The organism is Sphingobium subterraneum, assembly GCF_014199435.1.
Taxonomy (GTDB): Bacteria; Pseudomonadota; Alphaproteobacteria; order Sphingomonadales; family Sphingomonadaceae; genus Sphingobium; species Sphingobium subterraneum.
Window position 1 is genome coordinate 1 of record NZ_JACIJP010000004.1, and the last position, 22,383, is coordinate 22,383.

The 22,383-nt window shown below is 57.8% G+C and carries 17 protein-coding genes and 1 tRNA gene; 15 read left to right on the plus strand and 3 right to left on the minus strand.

The annotated features are described in order from the left end of the window. The 8 genes from FHS92_RS12050 to FHS92_RS12085 all read left to right on the plus strand — a co-directional run. Positions 1-299, plus strand: a 299-nt coding sequence (locus FHS92_RS12050) for a zincin-like metallopeptidase domain-containing protein (protein WP_246351977.1), incomplete at its 5' end; no start/stop codon positions are given. After that, a complete protein-coding gene (locus FHS92_RS12055; RefSeq protein WP_221231036.1) occupies positions 254-3,733 on the plus strand; it encodes a helicase-related protein in 3,480 nt (1,159 codons plus the stop codon). The genes FHS92_RS12050 and FHS92_RS12055, both read left to right, overlap by 46 nt. A 2-nt stretch (positions 3,734-3,735) precedes the next feature. Continuing rightward, positions 3,736-7,002 carry an Eco57I restriction-modification methylase domain-containing protein gene (locus FHS92_RS12060; protein WP_184080991.1) on the plus strand — a complete coding sequence of 1,089 codons (3,267 nt, stop codon included), beginning with the start codon at positions 3,736-3,738 and terminating at the stop codon, positions 7,000-7,002. Beyond that, on the plus strand, positions 6,992-7,540 hold the full coding sequence (locus FHS92_RS12065; RefSeq protein WP_184080992.1) for a hypothetical protein: 549 nt from the start codon (positions 6,992-6,994) through the stop codon (positions 7,538-7,540). Before FHS92_RS12060 ends, FHS92_RS12065 begins: the two co-directional genes overlap by 11 nt. Beyond that, positions 7,537-8,283 (plus strand): hypothetical protein, encoded by a 747-nt coding sequence (locus FHS92_RS12070; protein ID WP_184080993.1) that lies wholly within the window; start codon positions 7,537-7,539, stop codon positions 8,281-8,283. The genes FHS92_RS12065 and FHS92_RS12070 overlap by 4 nt, the downstream gene beginning before the upstream one ends. Continuing rightward, positions 8,276-12,022 (plus strand): AAA family ATPase, encoded by a 3,747-nt coding sequence (locus FHS92_RS12075; RefSeq protein WP_184080994.1) that lies wholly within the window; start codon positions 8,276-8,278, stop codon positions 12,020-12,022. The genes FHS92_RS12070 and FHS92_RS12075 overlap by 8 nt, the downstream gene beginning before the upstream one ends. A 525-nt stretch (positions 12,023-12,547) precedes the next feature. After that, a complete protein-coding gene (locus FHS92_RS12080) occupies positions 12,548-12,736 on the plus strand; it encodes a hypothetical protein (RefSeq protein WP_184080995.1) in 189 nt (62 codons plus the stop codon). Continuing rightward, complete coding sequence (locus tag FHS92_RS12085; RefSeq protein ID WP_184080996.1) at positions 12,733-13,116, plus strand: DUF3768 domain-containing protein; 384 nt, start codon at positions 12,733-12,735, stop codon at positions 13,114-13,116. The genes FHS92_RS12080 and FHS92_RS12085 overlap by 4 nt, the downstream gene beginning before the upstream one ends. Positions 13,117-13,146: 30 nt before the next feature. Here FHS92_RS12085 and FHS92_RS12090 read toward each other — a convergent pair whose 3' ends face one another. Beyond that, the gene (locus FHS92_RS12090) at positions 13,147-13,914 is read right to left on the minus strand and encodes an HNH endonuclease (protein ID WP_221231037.1); all 768 of its coding nucleotides are present in this window, start codon (positions 13,912-13,914) and stop codon (positions 13,147-13,149) included. Between the two features lie 287 nt (positions 13,915-14,201). Between FHS92_RS12090 and FHS92_RS12095 the strand changes: the two genes are divergently transcribed. The 4 genes from FHS92_RS12095 to FHS92_RS12110 all read left to right on the plus strand — a co-directional run bounded on the left by FHS92_RS12095 (position 14,202) and on the right by FHS92_RS12110 (position 17,205). Next, entirely contained in the window at positions 14,202-14,426 is a 225-nt protein-coding gene (locus FHS92_RS12095) for a hypothetical protein (RefSeq protein ID WP_173215381.1), read from the plus strand. Between the two features lie 241 nt (positions 14,427-14,667). Then, positions 14,668-16,107, plus strand: a complete 1,440-nt coding sequence (locus tag FHS92_RS12100; protein WP_184080998.1) for an SIR2 family protein — start codon at positions 14,668-14,670, stop codon at positions 16,105-16,107. Positions 16,108-16,109: 2 nt separating this feature from the next. Further along, entirely contained in the window at positions 16,110-16,586 is a 477-nt protein-coding gene (locus FHS92_RS12105) for a TIR domain-containing protein (protein WP_184080999.1), read from the plus strand. A 46-nt stretch (positions 16,587-16,632) separates the two neighbouring features. Further along, positions 16,633-17,205, plus strand: coding sequence for a toll/interleukin-1 receptor domain-containing protein (locus FHS92_RS12110; RefSeq protein WP_184081000.1), 573 nt, complete (start codon positions 16,633-16,635; stop codon positions 17,203-17,205). A gap of 87 nt (positions 17,206-17,292) precedes the next feature. Here FHS92_RS12110 and FHS92_RS12115 read toward each other — a convergent pair whose 3' ends face one another. Both FHS92_RS12115 and FHS92_RS12120 read right to left on the minus strand, forming a co-directional pair. Beyond that, complete coding sequence (locus FHS92_RS12115; RefSeq protein WP_184081001.1) at positions 17,293-18,501, minus strand: tyrosine-type recombinase/integrase; 1,209 nt, start codon at positions 18,499-18,501, stop codon at positions 17,293-17,295. 177 nt (positions 18,502-18,678) lie between these two features. Continuing rightward, positions 18,679-18,765 (minus strand) — tRNA-Leu (locus FHS92_RS12120). A 193-nt stretch (positions 18,766-18,958) separates the two neighbouring features. Between FHS92_RS12120 and FHS92_RS12125 the strand changes: the two genes are divergently transcribed. From FHS92_RS12125 to FHS92_RS12135, 3 genes are all read left to right on the plus strand, one after another. Continuing rightward, positions 18,959-19,900, plus strand: coding sequence for a complex I NDUFA9 subunit family protein (locus tag FHS92_RS12125; RefSeq protein ID WP_184081002.1), 942 nt, complete (start codon positions 18,959-18,961; stop codon positions 19,898-19,900). A gap of 9 nt (positions 19,901-19,909) precedes the next feature. Then, positions 19,910-20,707 (plus strand): undecaprenyl-diphosphate phosphatase, encoded by a 798-nt coding sequence (locus FHS92_RS12130; protein WP_184081003.1) that lies wholly within the window; start codon positions 19,910-19,912, stop codon positions 20,705-20,707. Between the two features lie 167 nt (positions 20,708-20,874). Then, a complete protein-coding gene (locus FHS92_RS12135; protein ID WP_184081004.1) occupies positions 20,875-22,332 on the plus strand; it encodes an NAD(P)-dependent oxidoreductase in 1,458 nt (485 codons plus the stop codon). Positions 22,333-22,383: the final 51 nt, after the last annotated feature.

Below are 22,383 nucleotides of genomic sequence, written 5' to 3' on the forward strand. Positions count from 1 at the left end.
CCTCGGGGGAGGCCGATGCGGTTTTTGGGCAGTGCTGGAGGCAGCCGATGGTTTTCTTCCTCGAACCCCGGATTGGGGCTGGACTGTCAGGATATGTCGCGGAGCTTGGTTCAGCCTTCCTTTGCGGCGACCTTGGCCTTTCCACCAGCCCGCGCCCGGATCACGCCAGCTACCTCGCCAGCTGGCTGAAGGTGCTCAAGGCCGACAACCGGGCGATCTTCACCGCCGCGAGCGCGGCGGCGAAGGCAGCCGAGTGGTTGGAAAACCTGCAACAATCAGGCCTTTCTGCTGGGCGGTGATCCTGATAGCAACACCGGGTAAGCCGGAGACCAATAAACGCATGCCGCGCATATTTGACAATATCGACAACTCTCTTCTTCCCGAACTGAGTAAAGTTCTAGCTGTTTCCGAGCGGGCTGATTTCTGCGTAGGTTATTTCAATTTGCGGGGCTGGCGCCGGATCGATGAGCACATCGAAACCTGGTCTGGAGATAACGGGGATTCGTGTCGGCTTCTTGTTGGCATGCATCAATCGCCAGAACGAGGACTTCGTGAGAAGCTTGCCGCCGCGTTTCACGAGGACGGCATCGACAACGCCCGCGCTCTTGAGCTCAAAAAGGCACTTGCTGAAGAATTTCGGACACAGCTTACACTGGGTACACCCTCAAATAGTGACGAAGCAGGACTGCGGCGGCTTGCTCGCCAGATTCGAACCAAGAAGGTCGTCGTAAAACTGTTCCTGAGGCATCCGCTGCACGCAAAACTTTACCTTCTGCACCGCCCGGACCCGGTGAACCCAAAGGTGGGTTTCGTTGGCAGCAGCAACCTCACCTTTGCCGGCCTCTCCTTGCAAGGAGAGTTGAACGTCGACGTTATGGACCATGACGCCTGCAACAAGTTGGCAGAGTGGTTCGAAGCCAGATGGGCTGATCGATGGTGCGTGGATATTTCAGACGAGCTGGCCGAAATTATCGAGACCAGCTGGGCAGGCGAAGTCTTGATCCCACCCCACCACGTATATCTGAAGTTCGCCTATCACCTCGCGCAAGAGGCAAGACTCGGTCAGTCGGAATTTCGCATTCCATCCATTTTCGGCGACAAGCTTTTTGCCTTTCAGACTAGCGCAGTCAAGGTGGCCGCCCATCACCTCAACAAGCGAGGCGGTGTAGTTATTGGCGATGTCGTTGGGCTGGGTAAGTCCATTATGGCATCCGCCCTCCTCAAGATCGTTGAGGAAGTCGATGGACGTGCGCTGATCATCTGTCCGAAGAACCTGCTCGATATGTGGCACGACTATGTCGAGACCTACGAGCTAAACGCCAAAGTTGTATCCTTGTCTCGGGTTGAGAGCGAGTTGAAAGAGCTCAAGCGGTATCGAACTGTCTTGATCGACGAAAGCCACAACCTACGGAACCGTGAAGGGAAGAGATATAAAGCGATTGCGGACTACATTCGGACAAACGACAGTCGATGTATTTTGCTGTCAGCTACACCTTACAACAAGACCTTTATCGACCTCTCGTCACAGCTTCGTCTATTCATCGAAGACGATCAAGATATCGGGATTCGTCCTGAGGAAATGATCCGAACCATGGGCGGCGAAACAGAGTTTGTGCGAAGGCATCAATGCGCTGTCCGATCTCTCCCAGCCTTTGAAAAGAGTGATCAAACCGAAGACTGGCGCGAGCTCATGCGGCTTTACATGATCCGTCGTACGCGCGGTTTCATTTTGCAGAACTACGCTCAAACTGATGAGACTAGTGGCCGAAAGTACATCACGTTCTCTGACGGATCACGGTCATACTTTCCCGTGCGGCAGCCGAGATCGGTCAAATTTGAGATCGACGATAGCGACCCGCTCGACCCGTACGCCAAGGCATATTCGGACGAAGTTGTGTCCGCTATCGATGGCCTAGCATTGCCGCGCTATGGGCTCGCCAACTATCTCAACCCAGATCCGACACACCCACCTACGCCAGCCGAAGACACAATTATGGATGGGCTTGGTCGGGCCGGAATCCGGTTGATGGGCTTTTGCAAGACGAACCTCTTCAAACGCCTTGAGAGCGGTGGTCCGGCATTCATCCAATCTTTGCAGCGTCACATCATGCGCAATCAGGTTTATCTGCATGCATTGGAAAATGGCTTAGTAGTGCCGATCGGGACTCAGGACTCAGAGTTGCTCGATGTTTCAGACGAAGACGCCGATTCCGATGCCATCGAAGGCTTGTTCGAGACAGGCGAGTATGGGGAGACGGACAATGATGTCACTTCAGAAGTTTCCGAAGAACTTACGATCCTCAAGCAGCATGCCGCCCAAATCTATGGAGTGTACGCCAACGCCAAGAAACGGCGCTTCAAATGGTTGAAGGTAACGCACTTCAAGCGCGCATTGCAAACCGATCTACAAGCCGACATCGATGCTTTACGTCGTGTTCTCGAAATCTGCGGCCCTTGGGAAGAGGCGCGAGACAAAAAACTTCGTGCGCTCATCGAGTTGGTTACCGTGCGGCATCCGACAGACAAGCTTCTGATCTTCACGCAATTCGCGGACACCGCCCGATATCTTGAAACAGCCCTTCGCAACGCCGGGGTAACCGCTGTCGCCGCAGTTACCGGTCAGTCTGAGAACCCGACGCGGCTTGCGTGGCGCTTTAGCCCAAGATCGAACAAGAAAGAAAAGGTGGCCCAACAAGAGGGCGAGCTTCGAGTCCTGATCGCCACTGACGTGCTGTCAGAAGGGCAGAACCTTCAAGATTGCGCAACGATCGTGAATTTTGATCTGCCCTGGGCGATCATCAGATTGATCCAACGCGCCGGTCGCGTCGATCGCATTGGCCAGCAGGCTGATACGATCAACTGCTACTCCTTCCTTCCGGCAGAAGGCGTTGAGCGCATCATAAGACTACGCGCTCGCGTTCGGGCGCGGCTGAAGGAGAACCAGGAGGTAGTAGGCTCCGATGAAGCTTTCTTCGAGGACGATAACGAAGAGAACCCCATCCAAGATCTCTACAGCGAGAAATCCGGCATTCTTGACGGCGAAGATGAGGGTGAAGTGGACCTTGCTTCGTACGCATTTCAGATTTGGCAGAACGCTATTACTCAAGACCCAAAACTCAAAAAGTTGGTCGAAGATTTACCCGACGTTGTCTTCGCAACCAAGGCACTGCCATCAGTACCGGACGCGAAAGCCGGAGCGCTTGTTTACATCCGAACACCCGACGACAATGATGCATTGGCATGGGTCGATCAGGACGGCGCAATCCTTACTCAGTCCCCATTGGCAATCCTGAAGGCCGCCGAGTGTCCGCCAGCCGAGCCTGCCTTGGAGCGGACTGACTACCATCATGAGATCGTCCGCCAAGGGGTCGAACACCTCATGCAGGAAGAACGCACCACTCACGGCGCATTGGGGCGACCATCCGGTGCTCGATTCAAGACCTACGACCGCCTGAAGCGCTATCTTGAGCAGCAGGGCAACGAGCGGACTCTCTTTGTGACCGACCATTTCGTTCGAGACGTTGAGAAGGCGATGGCCGACATCTATGATTTCCCAATGTTTCAATCGGCTATCGATACTCTCAATCGGCAGCTGAAAACGGGCATTGGGGACCATCAACTTGCCCAATTAGTGATCGCGCTGAGAGAAGACGGGCGCCTCTGCGTGAAGCAGGACAAGGACGAAGTCGAAGCCGATATGAGGATCATTTGCTCCATGGGTTTGAAAGGCTGACAATGGCAATCGACAGACCCCGCGCTACTCAACACCTCAGGGCTTTCGATTTTGCCACCCTCTTCGTCGAAGAGCTTGGCTGGGATCGACCAGGTTCAAGCCAGACCGAGATGATAAATGCTGGTGGTCGAGACTACCATCTATCGCCCGTCGCCAATAAGCGCGGCGTCAGAATTTTCCATTGCCCAGAAATTCCTGATCGCGGCATCCGCCAATACATCGAACGGGAGATCACAAAGCGCGCCTTTGAGCACCTCATCATTTTCACTGACGAGGAGCGGACTAGGCAAATCTGGCAGTGGGTCGCCCGAGAGAAGGGCAAGCCAGCCGCCTTCCGCGAGCATATGTGGCTAGCGAACAGCGCACCCGATCCGTTGATCCAGAAGCTCGATCACATTGCCTTCACCCTGAATGATGAAGAGGGACTGACGCTGTCAGGCACGACATTGCGCATGCGCGATGCGTTCGACCGCGAAAAGATTACGAAGCGTTTCTACGAGGATTTCAAGAAGCAGCACGACCGCTTCCTCGGCTTCATCGATGGCCTCGCGAACGTGTCGGACCGTCAGTGGTACGCCTCCCTGATGCTCAACCGGCTGATGTTCGTCTATTTCATTCAGAAGAAGCGCTTCTTGAATGGCGACATTGACTATCTAAAGACCAAGCTGGCCGAGGTGCGCGCCGAGAAGGGGGATGACCAGTTCCACACTTTCTACCGTGCGTTCCTGTTGAAGCTGTTCCACGGTGGCCTCGCCACACCCACCAATGCCCGTGATGACGACACAGCGCGACTGCTCGGCAACATCCCCTATCTCAATGGCGGCCTTTTCGAGCCTCACGCGCTGGAGGCCGACGGTAACGACATCCAGATCGCCGACGCGGCATTCGAGGGCGTATTCAGCTTCTTCGACCAGTACGAATGGACGCTCGACACCCGCCCCATCGAGCAGGCCGATGGCAAGGAGATCAACCCCGATGTCCTCGGGCACATCTTTGAAAAGTACATCAACCAGAAGCAGATGGGGGCGTACTACACCAAGGAAGACATCACCGATTACATCACCAAGAACACCGTCATTCCATGGCTTTTCCAGAATGCCATCGCACACGACAAGGTGGCCTTCGAGCCGGGTAGCGCGGTGTGGCGGATGCTTTCCGAAAACCCCGACGCCTATATCTACCCGGCGGTGAAACATGGGGCGGATCAACCGCTTCCCGACAATATCGCCGCAGGCATCGACGATGTCGCCCAGCGTGGTGATTGGAACAGGACCGCCCCTGCCAGCCACGGCCTGCCGACCGAAACTTGGCGTGAGCTGGTCGCCCGGCGCGAACGCTATGCAAGCATCAAGGCCAAGGCGGCGTCCCGCGAGATTACGTCCATCGAGGATTTCATCACCTTCAATCTCGATATCCGCCAGTTCGCGCGCGATGCGATCCAATATGCCGAAAGCTCCGATCTGGTCGATGCATTCTGGAAAGGCATAAGAAGCATCAAAGTGCTCGATCCGGCCTGCGGATCGGGAGCGTTCCTGTTTGCCGCGCTCAACATCCTGTATGATCTGTATGATGCATGTCTTGAGCGGATGGAGCAGTTCGTAGAGTCCTCGCCTCCAACCAAAGGCGGCTATCCGCCCCACAAGAAGTTCCGCGAAGAGCTAGAAGCGGTCGAGCGCCACCCCAACCGGTCCTATTTCATCTACAAATCGATCATCCTCGACAACCTCTACGGCGTCGATATCATGGATGAGGCGGTGGAGATTTGTAAGCTCCGCCTGTTCCTGAAACTCGCTGCCCAGCTTGAACGCGCCGACCAGATCGAGCCGCTGCCTGATATAGATTTCAACATCCGGGCAGGAAACTCGCTGATCGGCTACACCTCAATGGCTGATGTGCGGAAGGCGACCAAGACCAAGGGCTTCGATTTCGACGACAGCGCGGGCAAGATCGAGGCGGCGGCGCAGGACTTGGACGCTGCCTTCCGTCTATTCCGGGAGCAGCAGACCGCACTGCACGGAGCCATCGGAGCGGACCACAAGGCACAGCTTCGCAAACGGCTCGCAGCGCTCGAAACGCAGTTGGATCGCTTTCTAGCCAATGACTACGGCGTCGAAACCGACGGAGATACGTCTGCCAAGGCCAAGTTCGCGACGTGGAAGGCTAGCCACAAGCCGTTCCATTGGCTGATCGAGTTCCATGGGATCATTACCGGCGGCGGGTTTGATGCTGTGGTTGGAAATCCGCCGTATATTGAGTTATCGAAAGTCAAAGCTGACTATGTCCCGCGGGGCTATGCCACATCGACTAGTGGCAACCTGTACGGTCTTTTCGTCGAGCATGCCGCAAAGATATCGTCCGCAGATTCCTATAGCGGACTAATCGTTCCAATTTCGGTGATGTGCACGAAACGTACGATCGACGTACAGAAATGCCTACTATCAAACTCGATAATTTGGGCCTCCACCTTCGACGTATTTCCAGCGCGTGTCTTTGAAGGGGCAGCGCAGCGTGTCAGCATCGTGTTGTGGTCAAATCCCGAGCGCAATGAGAAAAAGCTCTATACCACTAGGTACCTGCGGTGGTTCCAGCAGGAAAGGGAGACATTGATCGAGCGCCTGGAATACGCTGAGACCCACGGACTTGGAAAACTGGGCTGGCTGCCCCGGCTCGGATCTCAACGTGAGACTTCTATCCTCAAGCAGCTGAAGGGCACGCCACTATCGGCGCATATAAAACGTGCCGGTGGGACACCGATTTATGCTCATAGAATCGTGAATAACTTTGTGAAGGCAGTAAAATTCCCGCCCTTTTTCAAAAAGGCTGACGGAACCGTAACAACATCAGACGACTTCAAGATTATAGGCTTGGAGAAAGCCATGATCGGTCCGTTTGTTGCTGCGCTCAATTCGTCTTTGTTCTATTGGTATTGGCGAGCGCACGGGGACGGATTCCATTGCGGCTATCGAGACATCGGGATGTTCCCGTTCAGTTTCGAAAAGCTGCCCCCTACGAAGTTAGGCGACGTCGAGCGGATAGCCGAAAAGCTCAGTGCAAGCTTACGCGACAATTCAGAAATTCGAACGAGAAATCAGAAGGCCACTGGCCTGGTCCATTTGCAGACGTTTTTCGTCGGAAAGTCGAAGAGCATCATCGACGAAGTGGATATGATCCTTGCAGAGATTGCTGGCCTCCAGCCAGAGGACACAGACTTCATCATCAACTACGACATTAAATACCGCATGGGTGCAGACGAGGACGATGCCAAGTGAATCGCTCGCCGCGCACAACGCTCCGTCGGTGTTGGCAAACGCACCGATCGCCTTTTTTTGCTCCCGATCCTGCCCCGGCGACATCATCCTGAAGGCGCAGGACTGGGCCAATGCGCGGGGGCCGGAGAGTGCGCTGGTGATCGGCGGCTTTCACACCCCCGTTGAGCGCGACGTACTGCGCATCCTGCTGCGCGCCGGAGCGCCCTTCATCGTAGTCTTGGCCCGGGCCGAGCAAGGCTGGCGCGCGCCGAAGCCTCTCGGCCCCGCGATCAAGGCCGCCGTCGCATCCGGCACGGCGCAGATCGTCAGCCCGTTTCCCGCCACCCAGAGACGCACAACCGGTGCAACCGCCGAAACCCGCAACCGTCACATCCTGACCCTCTGCAACACGGTCTTGATCGCGCATGCCTCACCAGGAGGCAAGACTGAGGCTCTGGCAGGCGAAGCTATTGCAGGCGGACTTCGGGTCGAGACCTTCGAATCCCCCTCCAATGCCAATCTCATGGCCTTGGGGGCCACCACAGGATCAATGCAATGACAGAGCCCGAGGCAGTTCCCGCCGATATCCTTGCCGAAATCAGGCAGCGGGCAAAGGCCGAGTGGCCCGATGATCCGGATTGGCAAGAGGATTTCATTGCGGAGGAGGCCAGCGGCTATCTCGCCTTTCAAAAGATCGATTTCTCGATGGCTGCGACGGTCAAGGACCAGATAACCGCAGAGGCACTCCAATATTTCGAAAGCTGGGAAGAGCGCGCCGACCAAGCAAGGGACGAGGTCGAAGCCTATGCCGAGATCGCCGCGACCGCACCTGACGATATCCCGGCAGACGTGCTGGCCCGTATCAAGCAGGACATTGCGAAGGAAAACGATTGGTTCACGACGCAATTGGACAACCTGCGAGGTGCCATCGATGCCTATCGCTATGTTTGCGAAACACGCCAAAAGGTTGGGCCGATCCGCGACCTGTTGATCCGCATGGAAAAGGTCATCGGTGAAGAATGCTACAACGGCAACATTCAGAACTACAGCTCATGGGGTGAATGGGAAGGCGAAGGTCGCTCTTTCCGCTATCCGGTGACGTTCATTCGCGATGGAACCGAGGAAAAGCGCCGGTCGCATACAGACGACTTGGAGCACGAGGAGCTTGTAACCGGCTACTACAAGTTTGGTGCCAACGAATTGAGCATTTATCGTGCTCTTGTACGCATAATCGACATGCTGAAGGCGGATTACGGCTTGGAATTGCCTGACGCGGCACAAGGGACTGAAAGCAATGATTGAGGGCGCGCGCAAACTTCCCATGCAGCACATTTCAGTCCGCGTGCCGTGGCACGATGCCGGATGGAACGGGAAAATTTGTTCGAACCCTCTCGGGAATACGTATTGCATCGCGCTACCGCGCATCGGCGACACCCGCGATGATGATTGGGAGACGGCGAACGCCGGAGTAGTGTTCGATCCAGAGGGCCAGCGACTGCCGGCCTGCGCCGCAGAACGCGGCGCATTCATGTCTGAAACTGCCTATGAACGGCGCTTTCCGCACCCTTATGCGCGACAAAACAACGCGCTCTACACTCATTTCCGCACGACGACCTATCGCCACGCGCCGCGTTCGGCCTCAGCCGTTCCCTTTGCCTGGATGATGAAGGAGGCGAAGACTGGAATACCGGCTATCGCAGAGCGTCTGTCTTTGGGCTTTCGCCCCGAACGCGAACCTGAACTCGGCTTCCACAGCATTTGGGTGCAAGAGCGTTCCAATCAGCTGGTCATGCTCGACACCTTCTTTGAGGCGATCAAGCCTCAGGAGTCACTGGTTTTCTTCTATGCGAAGCGGACACCACTGACGGACGATCCGCGCCGTGTGATCGTGGGCATGGGCCGCGTCACCGGCATCAGCGGGCCTACCGAATATGCCTATGAGAACAGGCCCGATCATGGACTGCGCTCAATGGTATGGGAGCGCAACGTTAGTCATTCGATCCGCCCCGAAATCGGCGACGGCTTCCTGTTGCCCTACCAAGAATTGCTGGCGCTCGCCGCTGAGGACGCAGATTTTGACCTCACCCCATACGTCCTTCACGCCCCGGAGGAGAATTGGGATGCCTTTTCGATGGGGTCTGAGCATGTCAGCCACGATCAGGCGGTATCGGTGCTTCTGTCCGCTGCTATTGTCATTTCTCGCTACGAGGCTTTGTTACCCGGCGACTGGAGCAAGGCACGAAGCTGGATCGATGCGGAACTCAATCGCCTGTGGCGGTTGCGGGGTGCCTTCCCCGGCCTTGGCTCTGCGCTTACCGCCTTGGGGCTGGAAAATGGTACTCTCATCGCACACGAGGTCGGGGCACAGCTGCATGCCGACGGCAAGGAAGAAGTGCGCGATCCATGGCCGTTGGTCGATGAGGTCTTGCGGGATCCTACCAATCTGCCTGCCGATCTGAGAAAGTCTGTTGGACCAGTCATCGTTCAGCTTTGGGATAAGCTGAAGCCGGAACGGCTCGCTTTGCTGAAATTGCTAGCCCGTTTCGAGATATCTGCTGAACAGGCGAAGCGCTGGTGGGTCCATGAGGTCCGCAAAAAGGCCGGACTTGCCGTGGAAGATTCCGAGCTACTGGCAAACCCATATCTTTGCTTCGAAATGGATCGCGGGTGGCCGGATGCGATTTCTTGGGGCACAATTGACCGAGGTCTGTTCCCCGACCCGCAGATTGATGCTGCGGTCCCTGTGCCTGAGCCCTCTGCTTGCCCGGAGCCTATCGACCCGAGACGTGGCAGGTCGCTGATTATAAAGACACTCGAAGAGGCGACTGCGGAAGGTCACACGCTGCTACCGCAGGAATGGATTGTAAACCGTATTCGCGACGCTGAGGTTTCTCCCGCATGCTCGATTGGCAGCGATTGGTTCGAGGCATTCGCAGAAAATCTTGCCCCGGTCCTTGCAGTAACGGAAGATGCCTCAGGAAGCCCCGCATGGCAGCTTGACCGCTACGCAGACACGCGAACACTAATCGGAACTCGTATTCGTAAGCGGCTTAGTGGCATTCGCCACAACGCTGACGAAAACTGGCGAGTCCTGATCGACAAAATGATACCCGTTGCAGCAGGCGCAGATGATGCCGAGGAGCAAGCGGCCCGGAACGAAAAAGCCATCGCCTTGGAGGAAGTCTATCGGTCGCGTGTGTCTGCGTTGATCGGACCAGCAGGAACCGGCAAGACCACCCTTCTACAAGCATTGCTGTCTATCCCAGCGGTGAAGAACGGTGGTGTCCTTCTCCTCGCGCCGACGGGCAAGGCCCGCGTCCAAATGCAAAAGAAGGCGGGGGATGTGAAGGCATTCACACTCGCGCAGTTTCTGTCCGAATATGAGCGGTATGATGGCAAATCGTTCCGCTATTTTGTGACCGGCCAGCCGCCGCGTGAAAACGGATTTGCTACTGTCATAATCGATGAAGCCTCCATGTTAACCGAGGATCAGCTTGCCGCCACTTTGGATGCTCTTGATGCCGCTGCTGTGCAGCGGCTCGTGCTGGTAGGTGACCCCCGCCAACTTCCACCAATCGGCGCAGGGCGCCCATTTGTTGACGTCATAACGCTCTTGCGAGAAACCGATGCAAAGCGGGTGCCCGGCCTTGCCGAGCTAAGCATTGTCCGGCGTCAAACGGGTGGTGACGGTGTACTGTTGTCCCGTTGGTTTTCCGGTGAAGCACCTGATCCTGGAGCAGATGAAGTTTGGGACAGACTTGCTTCTGGCCATGCAAACGGCGTTCGGGCTATCCGATGGGGGAATGATGCTGATCTACAAGAGCGGCTGCTTGCAGAGTTGACCGCCCATGTTCGCCGTCAAGCGGACCCTTCCTGGTCCGACGAGACTGCTTTCGAAGTCAGCTTGGGCGGGTCAGAATTCAGAGGGCGAGCGTACTTTTCACCTTCGCGGCTAGTAGACGGGCAGCGAAACGGGGGCGGCGCAAATTCCGAAAGTTGGCAAATACTAGCCCCACTGCGGGGCGGCGAAACCGGCGTCGATGGCATGAATCGCTGGATCAAAAGGGTCTTCCGCAGTTCGGCGCGATCTTGGGCTGAGCCTGAGGATCCAAGGTATCGTAAGATCGCGAAGCCAATGGGAAGTCAGGGGATTTTATACGGAGATAAGGTAATCAACCTTTCGAATGGCAGACGTTTTGATGTCTATCCTGAAGATTCAAATGCCTACTTGGCGAATGGCGAGATCGGACTGGCGGTAGGCCAATACAAGGGAATGAAATGGAAGCCCAAGAAGCTCCCATGGAAACTTGAGGTCGAGTTTTCAACGCAACTTGGTCAAAAATTCGGCTTCTCGGAATCCGATTTCTCCGATGACGGCAGCGACCGGCTCGAGTTGGCATATGCGTTGACGATCCATAAGTCACAAGGAAGCGAGTTTGGCACGACATTCGTGGTGATACCCAACCCCTGCCGCCTTCTTTCCCGCGAACTTCTCTACACAGCGCTTACTCGACAACAGCAGGAAGTGATCATTCTCTATCAAGGCGAGATTCGTGAGTTGATGAGAATGTCCGACGCATCAAGGTCAGATACCGCGCACCGTCTTACGAACCTTTTCGCACCCCCCTCACTTGTTCAGCATGGAACCAAATTTCTCGAACAAGGCCTTGTCCATCGCACCATTCGGGGAGACCTGGTTCGATCAAAGTCAGAGGTCATCATCGCTAATCTTCTGGATTCGATGGGCGTTCCATACAGCTATGAACAGCCCTTCGTCGGCCTAGATGGGTCTGTCAGATACCCGGATTTCACGGTTGAAGATGCCGAGAGCGGTCGTCGCTTGTTGGTCGAGCATTTGGGAATGCTTGATCGACCTGACTACAAGAGCCGCTGGGAAAAGAAGCTGCTCTGGTACAGGAAAATGGGAGTGAAGCCGGTCGAGGAAGGTCAGGCGGAAACGGGACTTCTCATGACGAGTGAGATCGATGGCTTCGACGCCGCCAAGGTGAAGACCAAAATTGAAGCTGCCCTCGGAAGTTAGAATCTATTTTGATTTGGATACGCATTTCATGATCAACGCGGGGTGCTGCCCTGCCGGGCGACCTGCTCTATCCGCTGGCGCAGACCGGGCCTGTAGTCCCGGCCCCTTCGGGTGACGATCAGGAGCAGGTCGAAGCGGAGCGGGAATTCCTGGGGGACGCGCTCTGTCCCGCGCATTCTGCGCTCCTGAGGGCGCGGCACCTCTGAGCTAACCCGCAGGCACTCTTGCCTCTCTCATTGCCGGAGGCCCGCTGGCGCACTGATCGCGCGCGCAGAACCTCCGTCGGCTTCGCGCCGTTGCAAGGGTGCCAATATTCTTTGGATCGCCGGGCGATCCCTGACGGGAACGCCAAGGGCTTTGCCCTCTCGTTCCCGAAACCGGAAATAGACGCCCCCGTGTGGCGGGCTGTGCCCGCTGGCCCGCGCCAGGGCATCGATTCCGGTTTTCCCTCCCCCTCCCATCCTCGCCGGAAGGCAGACCGCATGCCGCGTGTCGGATGCGGCTTTGCCGGAAGGAGTCAGGCAGATGGACGATCAAATCTTGAACTACCGCGCTTGCGGAGCCGAGTGCCGCGAGGATTGGTTGCGGATGCTGGCGAACGAGAACGGCTTGCCGTTGGTGACGGTGCAACGCTTGGCAGAGGAACTAGGCGAGCGTGAGGATTTCGGCGAGCTGGTCGATATTTGTGAGTTTGGCGGGAGGGTGGTGCAATGACTGCTGGCACCCTTTCCCGCAGCGAGAGGATTGCCCGGCTTAATGATAGGGCGCGGCAGGCGATGGGCCTTGCCTGTGTTGCCGAGGCGACCGAGGGATTCCGTGCCTTGCCCGAGGAGGATCAGTCACGGGTGCGCGAGCTGGTCGAGACATTCGACGCGTTCACGCCGGACAACGATCCTTATGGTGAACGCGATTTCGGGGCGATCTATCAGGATGGCGAAGGTCGCTGGACGACCACGCGACCGGCGCGGCCTGCCCAAACCGTGTTCTGGAAGATCGATGCCTACGACCGCGACTTGCGGTTCGGCAGCGATGACCCCGCCAATCCCGCAGTTACCCGGCGGGTGCTCACCATCATGCTTGCCAGCGAATATTGAAGGGAGGCAATCCGCGCGCCGCCTGACACGTCAGGCGGCGCGTTGATCCACGAAGCAGTGTTCGTTGTGCCAATCAAGGAAGGCGGGTTCAGGATCGAACCGCACTGCCGAGCGCAATGTCTCGTTTTCGAATTGCCGGAAATAGTCGCGCGTCTCGCGGCTCTGGCTTTCTCGCAGTTGCCGCGAGACGCGTATGCGCCGCTGGCGATCTACCGTGATGAGCCCGCGATCAAATGCGCGGTCGAGTGTCGCAGAAAGCAGCAGGCCATTGGCCGGGTTGTGCCGGTTCTCGCTGTCCTTGCCCCACGGCTTGATGTGGCTTGCCGTGAGCAGGCGCGGATCGGCGATCCCAGTGATGCAGCAGGTCTCTTCGTAATTGGCGAGCACCGCGCGGCGGAAGAAGTTTTGGCCAACGCGCTGATTGACGAGCGCCTGTGTGGTGGACTCGCCTTGATAGGGTTCGAACCGGAATTCGCTGCGCTTCTCATTGAGGCGCGTTGGCTTGCTAGGCAGCTCTAATTGGCCGATTTTGGCTGCCCATAGGTTCGCTGCCTGTGAGACGAGACCGGTCCAGTCCTGGCCGAACTCGGAATAGGTTGCGCGATCCAGCTTGGATGCACCGTCCAGACCCTTGCGTCCGCTGTCGGTGATCTTGGGATCGAGGCTGGCGAAGTTGCACAGCTTCATCGCGACCGAGCTGTTCGTGCGCCCGAGCGCAGCGGCGAGCTCCTGGATTTCCGGATTGCCCGAGTGCAGCTTTCCGAACGGCAGCTGAAAGTAGAGATACAGCGCCAGCACCGTCTCCTCTTCGCTCCAGCGTTTCCGTGAACTGCCCTCGATTGCCACGACGAAGGTTTGGGCGAGAGTGATCCAGCGCGCAAGTGTGACGGTTTGCCATGCGTTTGCATGTCTTTCGATCAGGCGGTTTCGTTCTTGAGCACCCCAACTGGCCGCACTCGGTCAGCCTTCAATGTCCGGCCCGCGCCGGTTCGCTCCGCTCACCCGTGTTGGACATGAATGCTGCCCTTGGCCGTGCGGCCCTTCTGTTTGGTGCAACGAGCCACCAGACACGAAAGGAAATCATCATGGCACGCAGCAATACCGCACCCGCTCAGGAGACCAATCCGCCGGATTTCCTCGCCTGGCATGTCGCCAACAAGGGCGACAAGGGTTTCTGGACCCGCATCGGAGCCGCGTGGTTCCATCGCGACCGCAAAGGACTATCGCTTCAGCTCGAAGTAGTGCCGATCAATGGCCGGATCGTCCTGCGCACGCCGCTGGACGACGAGAAGAAGGAACCGGGCGCTTAGCGCCCGGCCTTCGCCCGTAGGGCCGCAAAGTTGACCGTGAGGTAATTACAGGGCGCGGGGAGCGACGATCTGCGATGAACGGGCGCTGGTCTATCTTAATGGACTTGCATTGGCCACACAGCTCTCGCAACTCAACGGCCATCTAAGGCGAGCTAAAGTTGCCACTGTTGTGGATCGATCGTGCAAATTCCTTGACAGTTGCGCCTGACAAATGTCGAACAAATATGGAACGGGGTGATCGATGAACGGCGTCGTAGATGAATTTATTGGTAGGTTCCTAACTGAACTACGGGAGGACAATGCCGCCGTCTTTGTTGGCGCCGGGCTTTCTAAGGCCGCGGGCTTTGTAGATTGGCGGGGCCTACTCGCGCCGATTGCCACTCCGTTGGGGCTCGACGTTGAGAAGGAAAACGATCTCGTCGGCTTAGCCCAATTTCATCTCAATACTAACGCTGGCAACCGTAACCAGCTGAATCAGCTTCTTATTGAACAGTTCGCGGATTTGCCTGCACCTACTGAAAATCATCGGCTGCTCGCGCGCCTTCCGATCCGTAGCTACTGGACCACCAACTATGACCGGTTGATCGAGCAAGCTTTGAAGGACTGCGGCAAGCGGGTCGACGCGAAATACACCGTTGAGCAACTTTCTCTAACTGTTCGCGGGCGAGATGCCATCGTATACAAGATGCACGGTGACATCGAACACGCCGATAAGGCCGTGCTCACAAAGGATGACTACGAGCGTTACGCTGGGACGCACGCACCGTTCATCACCGCACTTTCAGGCGATCTGGTTGAGCGAACCTTCTTATTCCTCGGATTCAGCTTCACTGATCCCAATCTGGACTACGTTTTGGCGCGGATACGCTCGCGCTTCGAGAAGAACCAGCGGCAGCACTTTTGTATCGTCAAGACTCGCTCCAAACTGCCGAATGAATCAGATGCAGACTTCGCCTATGCCAAGACGCGGCAGGACCTCGTTGCTCAGGACCTGCTGCGATTTAACATCAAGACCATCGCCGTCGAAGAGTTCAGTGACATCACCAAACTTCTGTCCACGATCGTAGATCGGTTCCGGCAGCAGACCGTCTTCATTTCTGGAAGCGCGGCGGATTACGGCCAGTGGGGCCAGCAAGAAACCGAAAATTTCTTGATGCGCCTTGCTGCTGCACTCATCGACCGCGATTGCCGGATCAACAGCGGTTTTGGACTCGGCATAGGCAGCGCCGTCGTCACTGGCGCAGTAGAGCAGATTTACTCCAACAATCAGCGCAGCATCGACAGCCATTTGCTGCTGCGCCCCTTTCCGGCTGGCATCCAGGACCAAGCCGAACGCGAACGGGTCTTTGAGCGTTATCGAACCGAGCTTATCGCTCAGGCCGGGATAGCCATCTTCTTGATAGGGAACAAGCTGGACACAGGTAACTTGGTGCCTGCAGACGGCATGCGGGTCGAATTCGATCTGGCACGCAATGCAGGCCTGCATTGCTTGCCGATCGGCGCAAGCGGCGGGATATCGGCAGACCTTTGGAGCGAAATGATGGCTGAACTCAAGATCGCGTATCCAGAGCGCGACGACAATTTTTATGAACTTTTCGAGCGGCTCGGCCAGAAGGTAGACAATCCGCACGAGCTTCTCGACCCTTTACTCCAAATCATCGATATTCTTAGGAAGGAATAGCCATGGCGCGTCACACCTTTTTCAGCTTCCACTATGAGCGCGACGTTTGGCGGGCGGGGCAGGTCCGCAACAGCTGGGTCACACAAGACCGGATCGCATCGGGTTTCTTCGACAAGGCAGCTTGGGAGGAGGTGAAGAAGAAAGGCGACGCGGCGATCAAGGCCTGGATAGATGCTCAGCTGAAAGGAACATCGGTAACGGTCGTGCTAATCGGCGCCGAGACGGCGAATCGTGACTATGTGAATTATGAAATCACGCAAAGCTGGGCCAAGGACAACGGCCTATTGGGTGTTTACATTCACAATCTCAAAGACAACGCGCAGAAGACTGACACAAAGGGCGTCAATCCATTCAGTCAATGGACGTTTCGGCGGAACGGCGTCGTTGTCTCCATCCCCACCTATGATTGGGTCAACGATAACGGCTACGCCAATCTCGGCAGTTGGATTGAAGCCGCAGCAAAGGCCGCTGGACGTTAGAATTGCGACCTCCCAGGTGTGACCACGAGCATTTAGAGGCGAATTAATGTCAACGTTCACTGAAGGCCGCATTCGCCAGCGCGCGCAGAGGAAGACCGGAAATTTCAGGAATGCGACGACTGTCCTAAAGGAGGAAGTTGCAGCGACCAAGGTCAAGACTAGCTTCGACATATTTCTCAGCCATTCGACATCTGACGCCGAGATCATCCTTGGAGTTAAGGGCGTTCTCGAAGACTATGGAAAGTCAGTCTACGTCGATTGGCTGGAAGATCCTCAGTTAGACCGAAGCAATGTGACTGCCGCCTCGGCGGAGGTGATCCGGTTGCGGATGCGCCAGTGCAAGTCGTTAGTTTACGTGCACACCGCGAACTCTGGAGGCTCCAAATGGATGCCTTGGGAGTTGGGCTATTTTGACGGCTTCAACGGTGCAGTGGCGATTCTTCCGGTCACAAAAAGCCGTGAGGCGAGCTTCAAAGGTCAAGAATACCTCGGCATTTACCCCTACATCGATGAAGCGCCTTCAAAAGGTAGCACAGTTGAAGAAATCTGGGTGAATAAGGGCAGCACTGCATCACGACGATGGGCAAATTGGATCAACGATCCTCGCGCCTTCCGTTAATCAGGCAATTCATGCAAATTTTCGAACGAGGGGGCGTGACCTCGTGTTGAACGAACGCGGAGCCGCGAAGAAGTCCACCTAAGCAACCTATTTTGGATTGCTCGCCTCGCCTCTTCGAAGACTGTCCAAGTAGTCGCTCCACCACTGGGCCATCTTCACGCGCTCATCCCAGTAGTTCCCGCGATTGTAGACGCCGCGAATGGCGTTGCTGTCACCATGGGCGAGAGCACGTTCGATAGCGTCGGGATGCCAGAGCCCGCTTTCGTTGAGCATTGTTGACGCCGTAGATCGCAGCCCATGCGCCGTCACTTCGTCCTTGGTGTAGCCCATGCGACGAAACGCCGCGTTGATCGTATTCTCGCTCATGGGGCGCTGGCTTGTGTGAAATGCAGGGAAAATGTAGCCCTTGCCGCCGGTGATCGATTTTAGCTCTCGGAACAGATCCAGCACCTGGCGAGATAGCGGCACCACATGGGTCCGGCGCGCCTTCATCTTGCCTTCCGGAATTGTCCAGGTGGCCTTTTCCCAATCGATCTCGTTCCACTCGCCGTGGCGAAGCTCACCGGGGCGCACAAAGACATGCGGTGCGATCTTCAACGCGAATTTGGTGGCCGGGTAGCATTCGAAACCATCGATAGCGCGAAGTAGCCCGCCCAACTTCTCGGGCTCAAGGATCGCCGCGTAGTGTCGTGCCCTTGGCGTGACCAATGCACCCTGCAGGATCGATGTTGGATCGGTTTGGCACTGCCCAAGCGCGGCTCCATACCGAAATACCCGGCTTGCGAAGGATCGGCATTTCTTCGCGGTTTCGAGATTGCCTTTGGCTTCGAGTTTCTTGAGCGCCGCCAGCATCAACTGCGGATCGACGTCGTTTATTGGCATATTGCCGATTGCGGGCTTGAGCAGTTCCAGGAACCAGCGCGCCTTGCGCAGCGTGGCCTCCGCCCTGCCTTCGGGCATCATCTTTTCGTCGATGTACTTGTTGGCGATGACCTCGAAGGTGTTCTCAGCGCCGAGCTTGATCCTCGCCTTCTTGCGCTTCCGCTCCAGCATCGGATCGATGCCATCCGAAACCTTGAGCCGCGCTCGGTCGCGAAGCTGGCGCGCTTGCGACAAGCTGATCTCAGGGAATGCTCCGATGGGTAGCTTCTTTTCCTTCCCGCCGAAGCGGTACTTGAAATACCAGAGCTTGGAGCCGTTCGGCTTCACTAGCAGCAGCAGCCCCCGCGAGTCGTATTTCTTGTACGACTTGTCGGCGGCCTGGAAGCCTTTGATTTCCTGCACATTGAGGCTCATTTGGGGGCCTCACTTTCGTGCGATTTGGGGGCTTTTGAGCTGGAGCCCCCAGCCGAGGCCCCCAGAGACGTTGGAACAAAGCGGAACAAAACAAGACCTCGCTTTCTGCGCTAGAGGCCAAGAATGGCAGAATTCCGCCATTTTTGCAATGTTTTGGAACGCTCTGATGAGAACAAATGGTGCCCAGAAGAGGACTCGAACCTCCACGACCTTGCGATCGCCAGCACCTGAAGCTGGTGCGTCTACCAATTCCGCCATCTGGGCACGGGGTAGGAGCGGGCGCTTAGCCCTTGGGGCGCAGGGTTGTCAATCGCGAAGCCGCCGGAATGCCGTAAAAAGTCACGAAGGCGCGTTCGGCCTGCGCCGAGTGTTGTTTCGCGCGGCGCTCTGGTGCATGGGGAGAGCGCCGGTTGTCATGGAAAACCGGCGCGATGCATGCATGCGTGTGAGGCGAGTAATGGCGAATGACAGGCTGGTAACGGTTTTTGGCGGCGGCGGGTTTCTCGGTCGCTATGTGGCGCAGGAGCTGTTGCGCGCAGGCGTGCGGGTTCGCATTGCCGAACGCCACCCGACCGACGCGTTGCGGGTCAAGCCGCTTGGCTCGCTCGGGCAGACCCAACTGGTTGCCGCAGATGTGACCAAGCCGGAGAGCGTGGCCCGCGCGGTTGAGGGCGCGGATGTCGTCATCAATCTGGTGGGGATCCTCAATGGCGCATTTGACGCGGTCCAGCGCGTCGGGGCGGGCAATGTCGCGCAGGCCGCGGCGCGCGCTGGCGCAACTGCTCTCGTGCATATCTCCGCCATCGGCGCGGACACAGAGAGCGCGTCTGGCTATGGACGGTCCAAGGGGGAAGGGGAGGCGGCCGTCCGCGCGGCATTCCCCAACGCCACGATCATCCGTCCGTCGATCGTCTTTGGCCGCGAAGACCAGTTCCTCAATCGCTTTGCCGGGTTGATCCGGATGGCGCCGATCGTGCCGATCATTGCCGGAGAGACGAAGTTTCAGCCCGTCTATGTCGTCGATGTGGCGCGGGCAATCGGAACGGCGGCGCTGGATGCGGCGCAGTTTGGCGGGAAGAGCTTTGAGCTGGGTGGGCCGCAGGTGTTGAGCATGGAGCAGATCAACCACTGGATCGCGGGGCGCACCGGCCACAGCCCGGCGTTTGTTCCGCTGCCCGCCTTTGCCTCCTGCGCGCTGGCGACCGCCACGGGCTGGGCGCCGGGCGCGCCGATCACGCGCGATCAATGGGCGATGCTGCAAAAAGACAATGTGGTTGCCGCCGGAGCGCAGGGGCTCGCCGCATTCGGCATCACACCCACACCGATGGCGGCGGTCGCCGATGCGTGGCTGGTGCAATATCGCAAGCACGGCCGCTTTGGCACCCGCGTAAAGGCATAAGGCAGGTCTATGGATATCGTCACACCCGTCCTCCTCGGAATTGTCGAGGGGCTGACGGAGTTCATTCCGGTATCCTCCACCGGTCATCTGGTGCTGGCCGGGGCGCTGCTCGGTTTCCATGGCGAGGCGAGCAAGACCTTCGACGTAGTGATCCAGCTCGGTGCCATCCTGGCGGTGATCGTGCTGTACTGGCGCCGCTTCTGGGATGTAATGGTCGGCCTGCTGCGGATGGAGCAGGGGCCAGTGGCCTTTACCCGCAACATCCTGCTGGGCTTTCTGCCGTCGATGGTGGCGGGTGCGCTGGCGTATAACGCCATCCGCGCCATGCTCGAATCGCCCACGGTGGTGGCATGGGCGCTTATTGCGGGCGGTATCGCCATTCTCGCGATCGAGCGGATGGCGAAAACGATCACGACGACCAGCGTCGAGGCCATGGGATGGCGCACGGCGCTCGGCATCGGCATCATCCAGTGTTTGTCGCTGGTGCCGGGGGTCAGCCGGTCGGGTGCGACGATCATGGGTGCGCTGGTGCTGGGGGTCGAACGCAAGACGGCGGCGGAATTCAGCTTCTTCGTCGCTGTGCCGACGATGCTCGCGGCGAGCAGCTATTCCATGCTCAAGGATGGCGTGCATCTGGGGAGCGCGGAAATCGGTGGAATCGCCATCGGGTTTGTCGTGTCGTTCATCGTGGCGCTCGTCGTCATCAAGGCGTTCGTCGCGATGGTCTCGCGCTTCGGCTTCACCCCGTTCGCGTGGTACCGCATTATTGCCGGGGCTGCGGCCTTAGTTTGGCTGGGAGGACATTAGGTCCGATTTGGCCATATTTACCGTGCCAGCATCACGGCTTGTCTCAAATCAGGATCGGTGAATCGCTTTTAGGGTAGTATAACTGTCCTATAACGTGTTTTTCGCGTGACTCGCGCGCTTTTAATGGCTATGGCCCCTGCCGAACCAGTGTAGGCAGGAGCGCGGCGATGGCCGATAACCCCATGTTGAAATTCGTCGCACTCGGGCAGGATTATCCCGACAAGCGCGATGCGGCTGAGCGCGGGCATGATTTCGCGGAGATCAGCCGCAGCTTCGCGGTCGAGAAGGCGGAGGAGCAAGCGTCACGCTGCTCACAATGTGGTGTGCCCTATTGCTCCACCCATTGCCCGCTGCACAACCATATCCCCGACTGGCTGCGCCTGACCGCCGAGGGGCGGCTGCGCGAGGCTTATGAGCTGTCCAACACGACATCGACCATGCCTGAGATCTGCGGCCGCATCTGCCCGCAGGACCGGCTGTGCGAGGGCAATTGCGTGATCGAGTTTTCCGGTCACGGAGCCGTGACGATCGGCAGCGTGGAAAAGTTCATCACCGATACCGCATGGAAGGAAGGCTGGGTCGAACCGCTTGTCGCGGGAAAGCCGACCGGCCAGTCCGTAGGCGTGATCGGCGCGGGTCCGGCGGGGCTGACGACAGCGGAATATCTGCGCGCGGCCGGGCATGAAGTGCATGTCTATGACCGCCATGATCGCGCGGGCGGGCTGCTCACCTATGGCATCCCCGGCTTCAAGCTGGAAAAGGACGTCGTCATGCGCCGCGTCAACCGCCTGAAGGACGGCGGCATCGTCTTTCACGAGAATTTCGAGGTCGGCCGCGACGCGACGCTCGACCAGCTGCGCGAAAAGCATGACGCGATCCTGATTGCGACCGGCGTGTACAAGGCGCGCGGGATCAAGGCGCCCGGCGTCGGCACCGGCGGTGTGGTCGCCGCGCTCGACTATCTCACCGCCTCAAACAAGGCGAGCTTTGGCGACGCTGTGCCGGAGCATGAGGATGGGTCGCTGCTCGCGGCGGGCAAGAATGTCGTCGTCATCGGCGGCGGCGACACGGCGATGGATTGCGTGCGCACGGCGATCCGCCAGGGTGCCAAGTCTGTAAAGTGCCTCTATCGCCGAGACCGGGAGAATATGCCTGGGTCGCAGCGCGAAGTCGCCAATGCCGAGGAAGAAGGCGTCGAGTTCGTCTGGCTGTCCGCGCCGGTGGCGTTTGAGGGCACCGATCATGTGACGGGCGTGAAGGTCACCAAGATGCGCCTTGGCCAACCCGATGCGTCGGGCCGCCGCGCGCCTGAGCCAGACCCGGGCAGCGAGTTCACACTGGAGGCCGACTTGGTCATCAAGGCGCTGGGCTTTGACCCCGAAGACCTGCCCAAGATGTTCGGATCGGATGAGCTGTCCGTCACCCGCTGGGGCACGCTGCGCGTCGACCACAAGACGATGATGACGAGCGTCGACGGCGTGTTCGCCGCCGGCGACATCGTGCGCGGCGCTTCGCTGGTGGTGTGGGCCATCCGCGACGGTCGCGACGTGACCGAGCATATGCACCGCTATCTGAAGGCGAAGGCCGCGAGCGGGGTGAAGGCCGGGGAAAGGGTCGCGGCTTAACTTGCCGCAGAATTTACGGTTCGCTTCGCAGAGCCGCGTTTGACAAAAGTT

Excerpts from the sequence above, each read along its gene's own strand:
- FHS92_RS12060 (WP_184080991.1), top strand. The coding sequence starts at position 3,736 with ATGGCAATCGACAGACCCCGCGCTACTCAACACCTCAGGGCTTTCGAT.
- FHS92_RS12065 (WP_184080992.1), top strand. The coding sequence starts at position 6,992 with ATGCCAAGTGAATCGCTCGCCGCGCACAACGCTCCGTCGGTGTTGGCA.
- FHS92_RS12070 (WP_184080993.1), top strand. The coding sequence starts at position 7,537 with ATGACAGAGCCCGAGGCAGTTCCCGCCGATATCCTTGCCGAAATCAGG.
- FHS92_RS12075 (WP_184080994.1), top strand. The coding sequence starts at position 8,276 with ATGATTGAGGGCGCGCGCAAACTTCCCATGCAGCACATTTCAGTCCGC.
- FHS92_RS12080 (WP_184080995.1), top strand. The coding sequence starts at position 12,548 with ATGGACGATCAAATCTTGAACTACCGCGCTTGCGGAGCCGAGTGCCGC.
- FHS92_RS12085 (WP_184080996.1), top strand. The coding sequence starts at position 12,733 with ATGACTGCTGGCACCCTTTCCCGCAGCGAGAGGATTGCCCGGCTTAAT.
- FHS92_RS12095 (WP_173215381.1), top strand. The coding sequence starts at position 14,202 with ATGGCACGCAGCAATACCGCACCCGCTCAGGAGACCAATCCGCCGGAT.
- FHS92_RS12100 (WP_184080998.1), top strand. The coding sequence starts at position 14,668 with ATGAACGGCGTCGTAGATGAATTTATTGGTAGGTTCCTAACTGAACTA.
- FHS92_RS12105 (WP_184080999.1), top strand. The coding sequence starts at position 16,110 with ATGGCGCGTCACACCTTTTTCAGCTTCCACTATGAGCGCGACGTTTGG.
- FHS92_RS12110 (WP_184081000.1), top strand. The coding sequence starts at position 16,633 with ATGTCAACGTTCACTGAAGGCCGCATTCGCCAGCGCGCGCAGAGGAAG.
- FHS92_RS12115 (WP_184081001.1), bottom strand. The coding sequence starts at position 18,501 with ATGAGCCTCAATGTGCAGGAAATCAAAGGCTTCCAGGCCGCCGACAAG.
- FHS92_RS12125 (WP_184081002.1), top strand. The coding sequence starts at position 18,959 with ATGGCGAATGACAGGCTGGTAACGGTTTTTGGCGGCGGCGGGTTTCTC.
- FHS92_RS12130 (WP_184081003.1), top strand. The coding sequence starts at position 19,910 with ATGGATATCGTCACACCCGTCCTCCTCGGAATTGTCGAGGGGCTGACG.
- FHS92_RS12135 (WP_184081004.1), top strand. The coding sequence starts at position 20,875 with ATGGCCGATAACCCCATGTTGAAATTCGTCGCACTCGGGCAGGATTAT.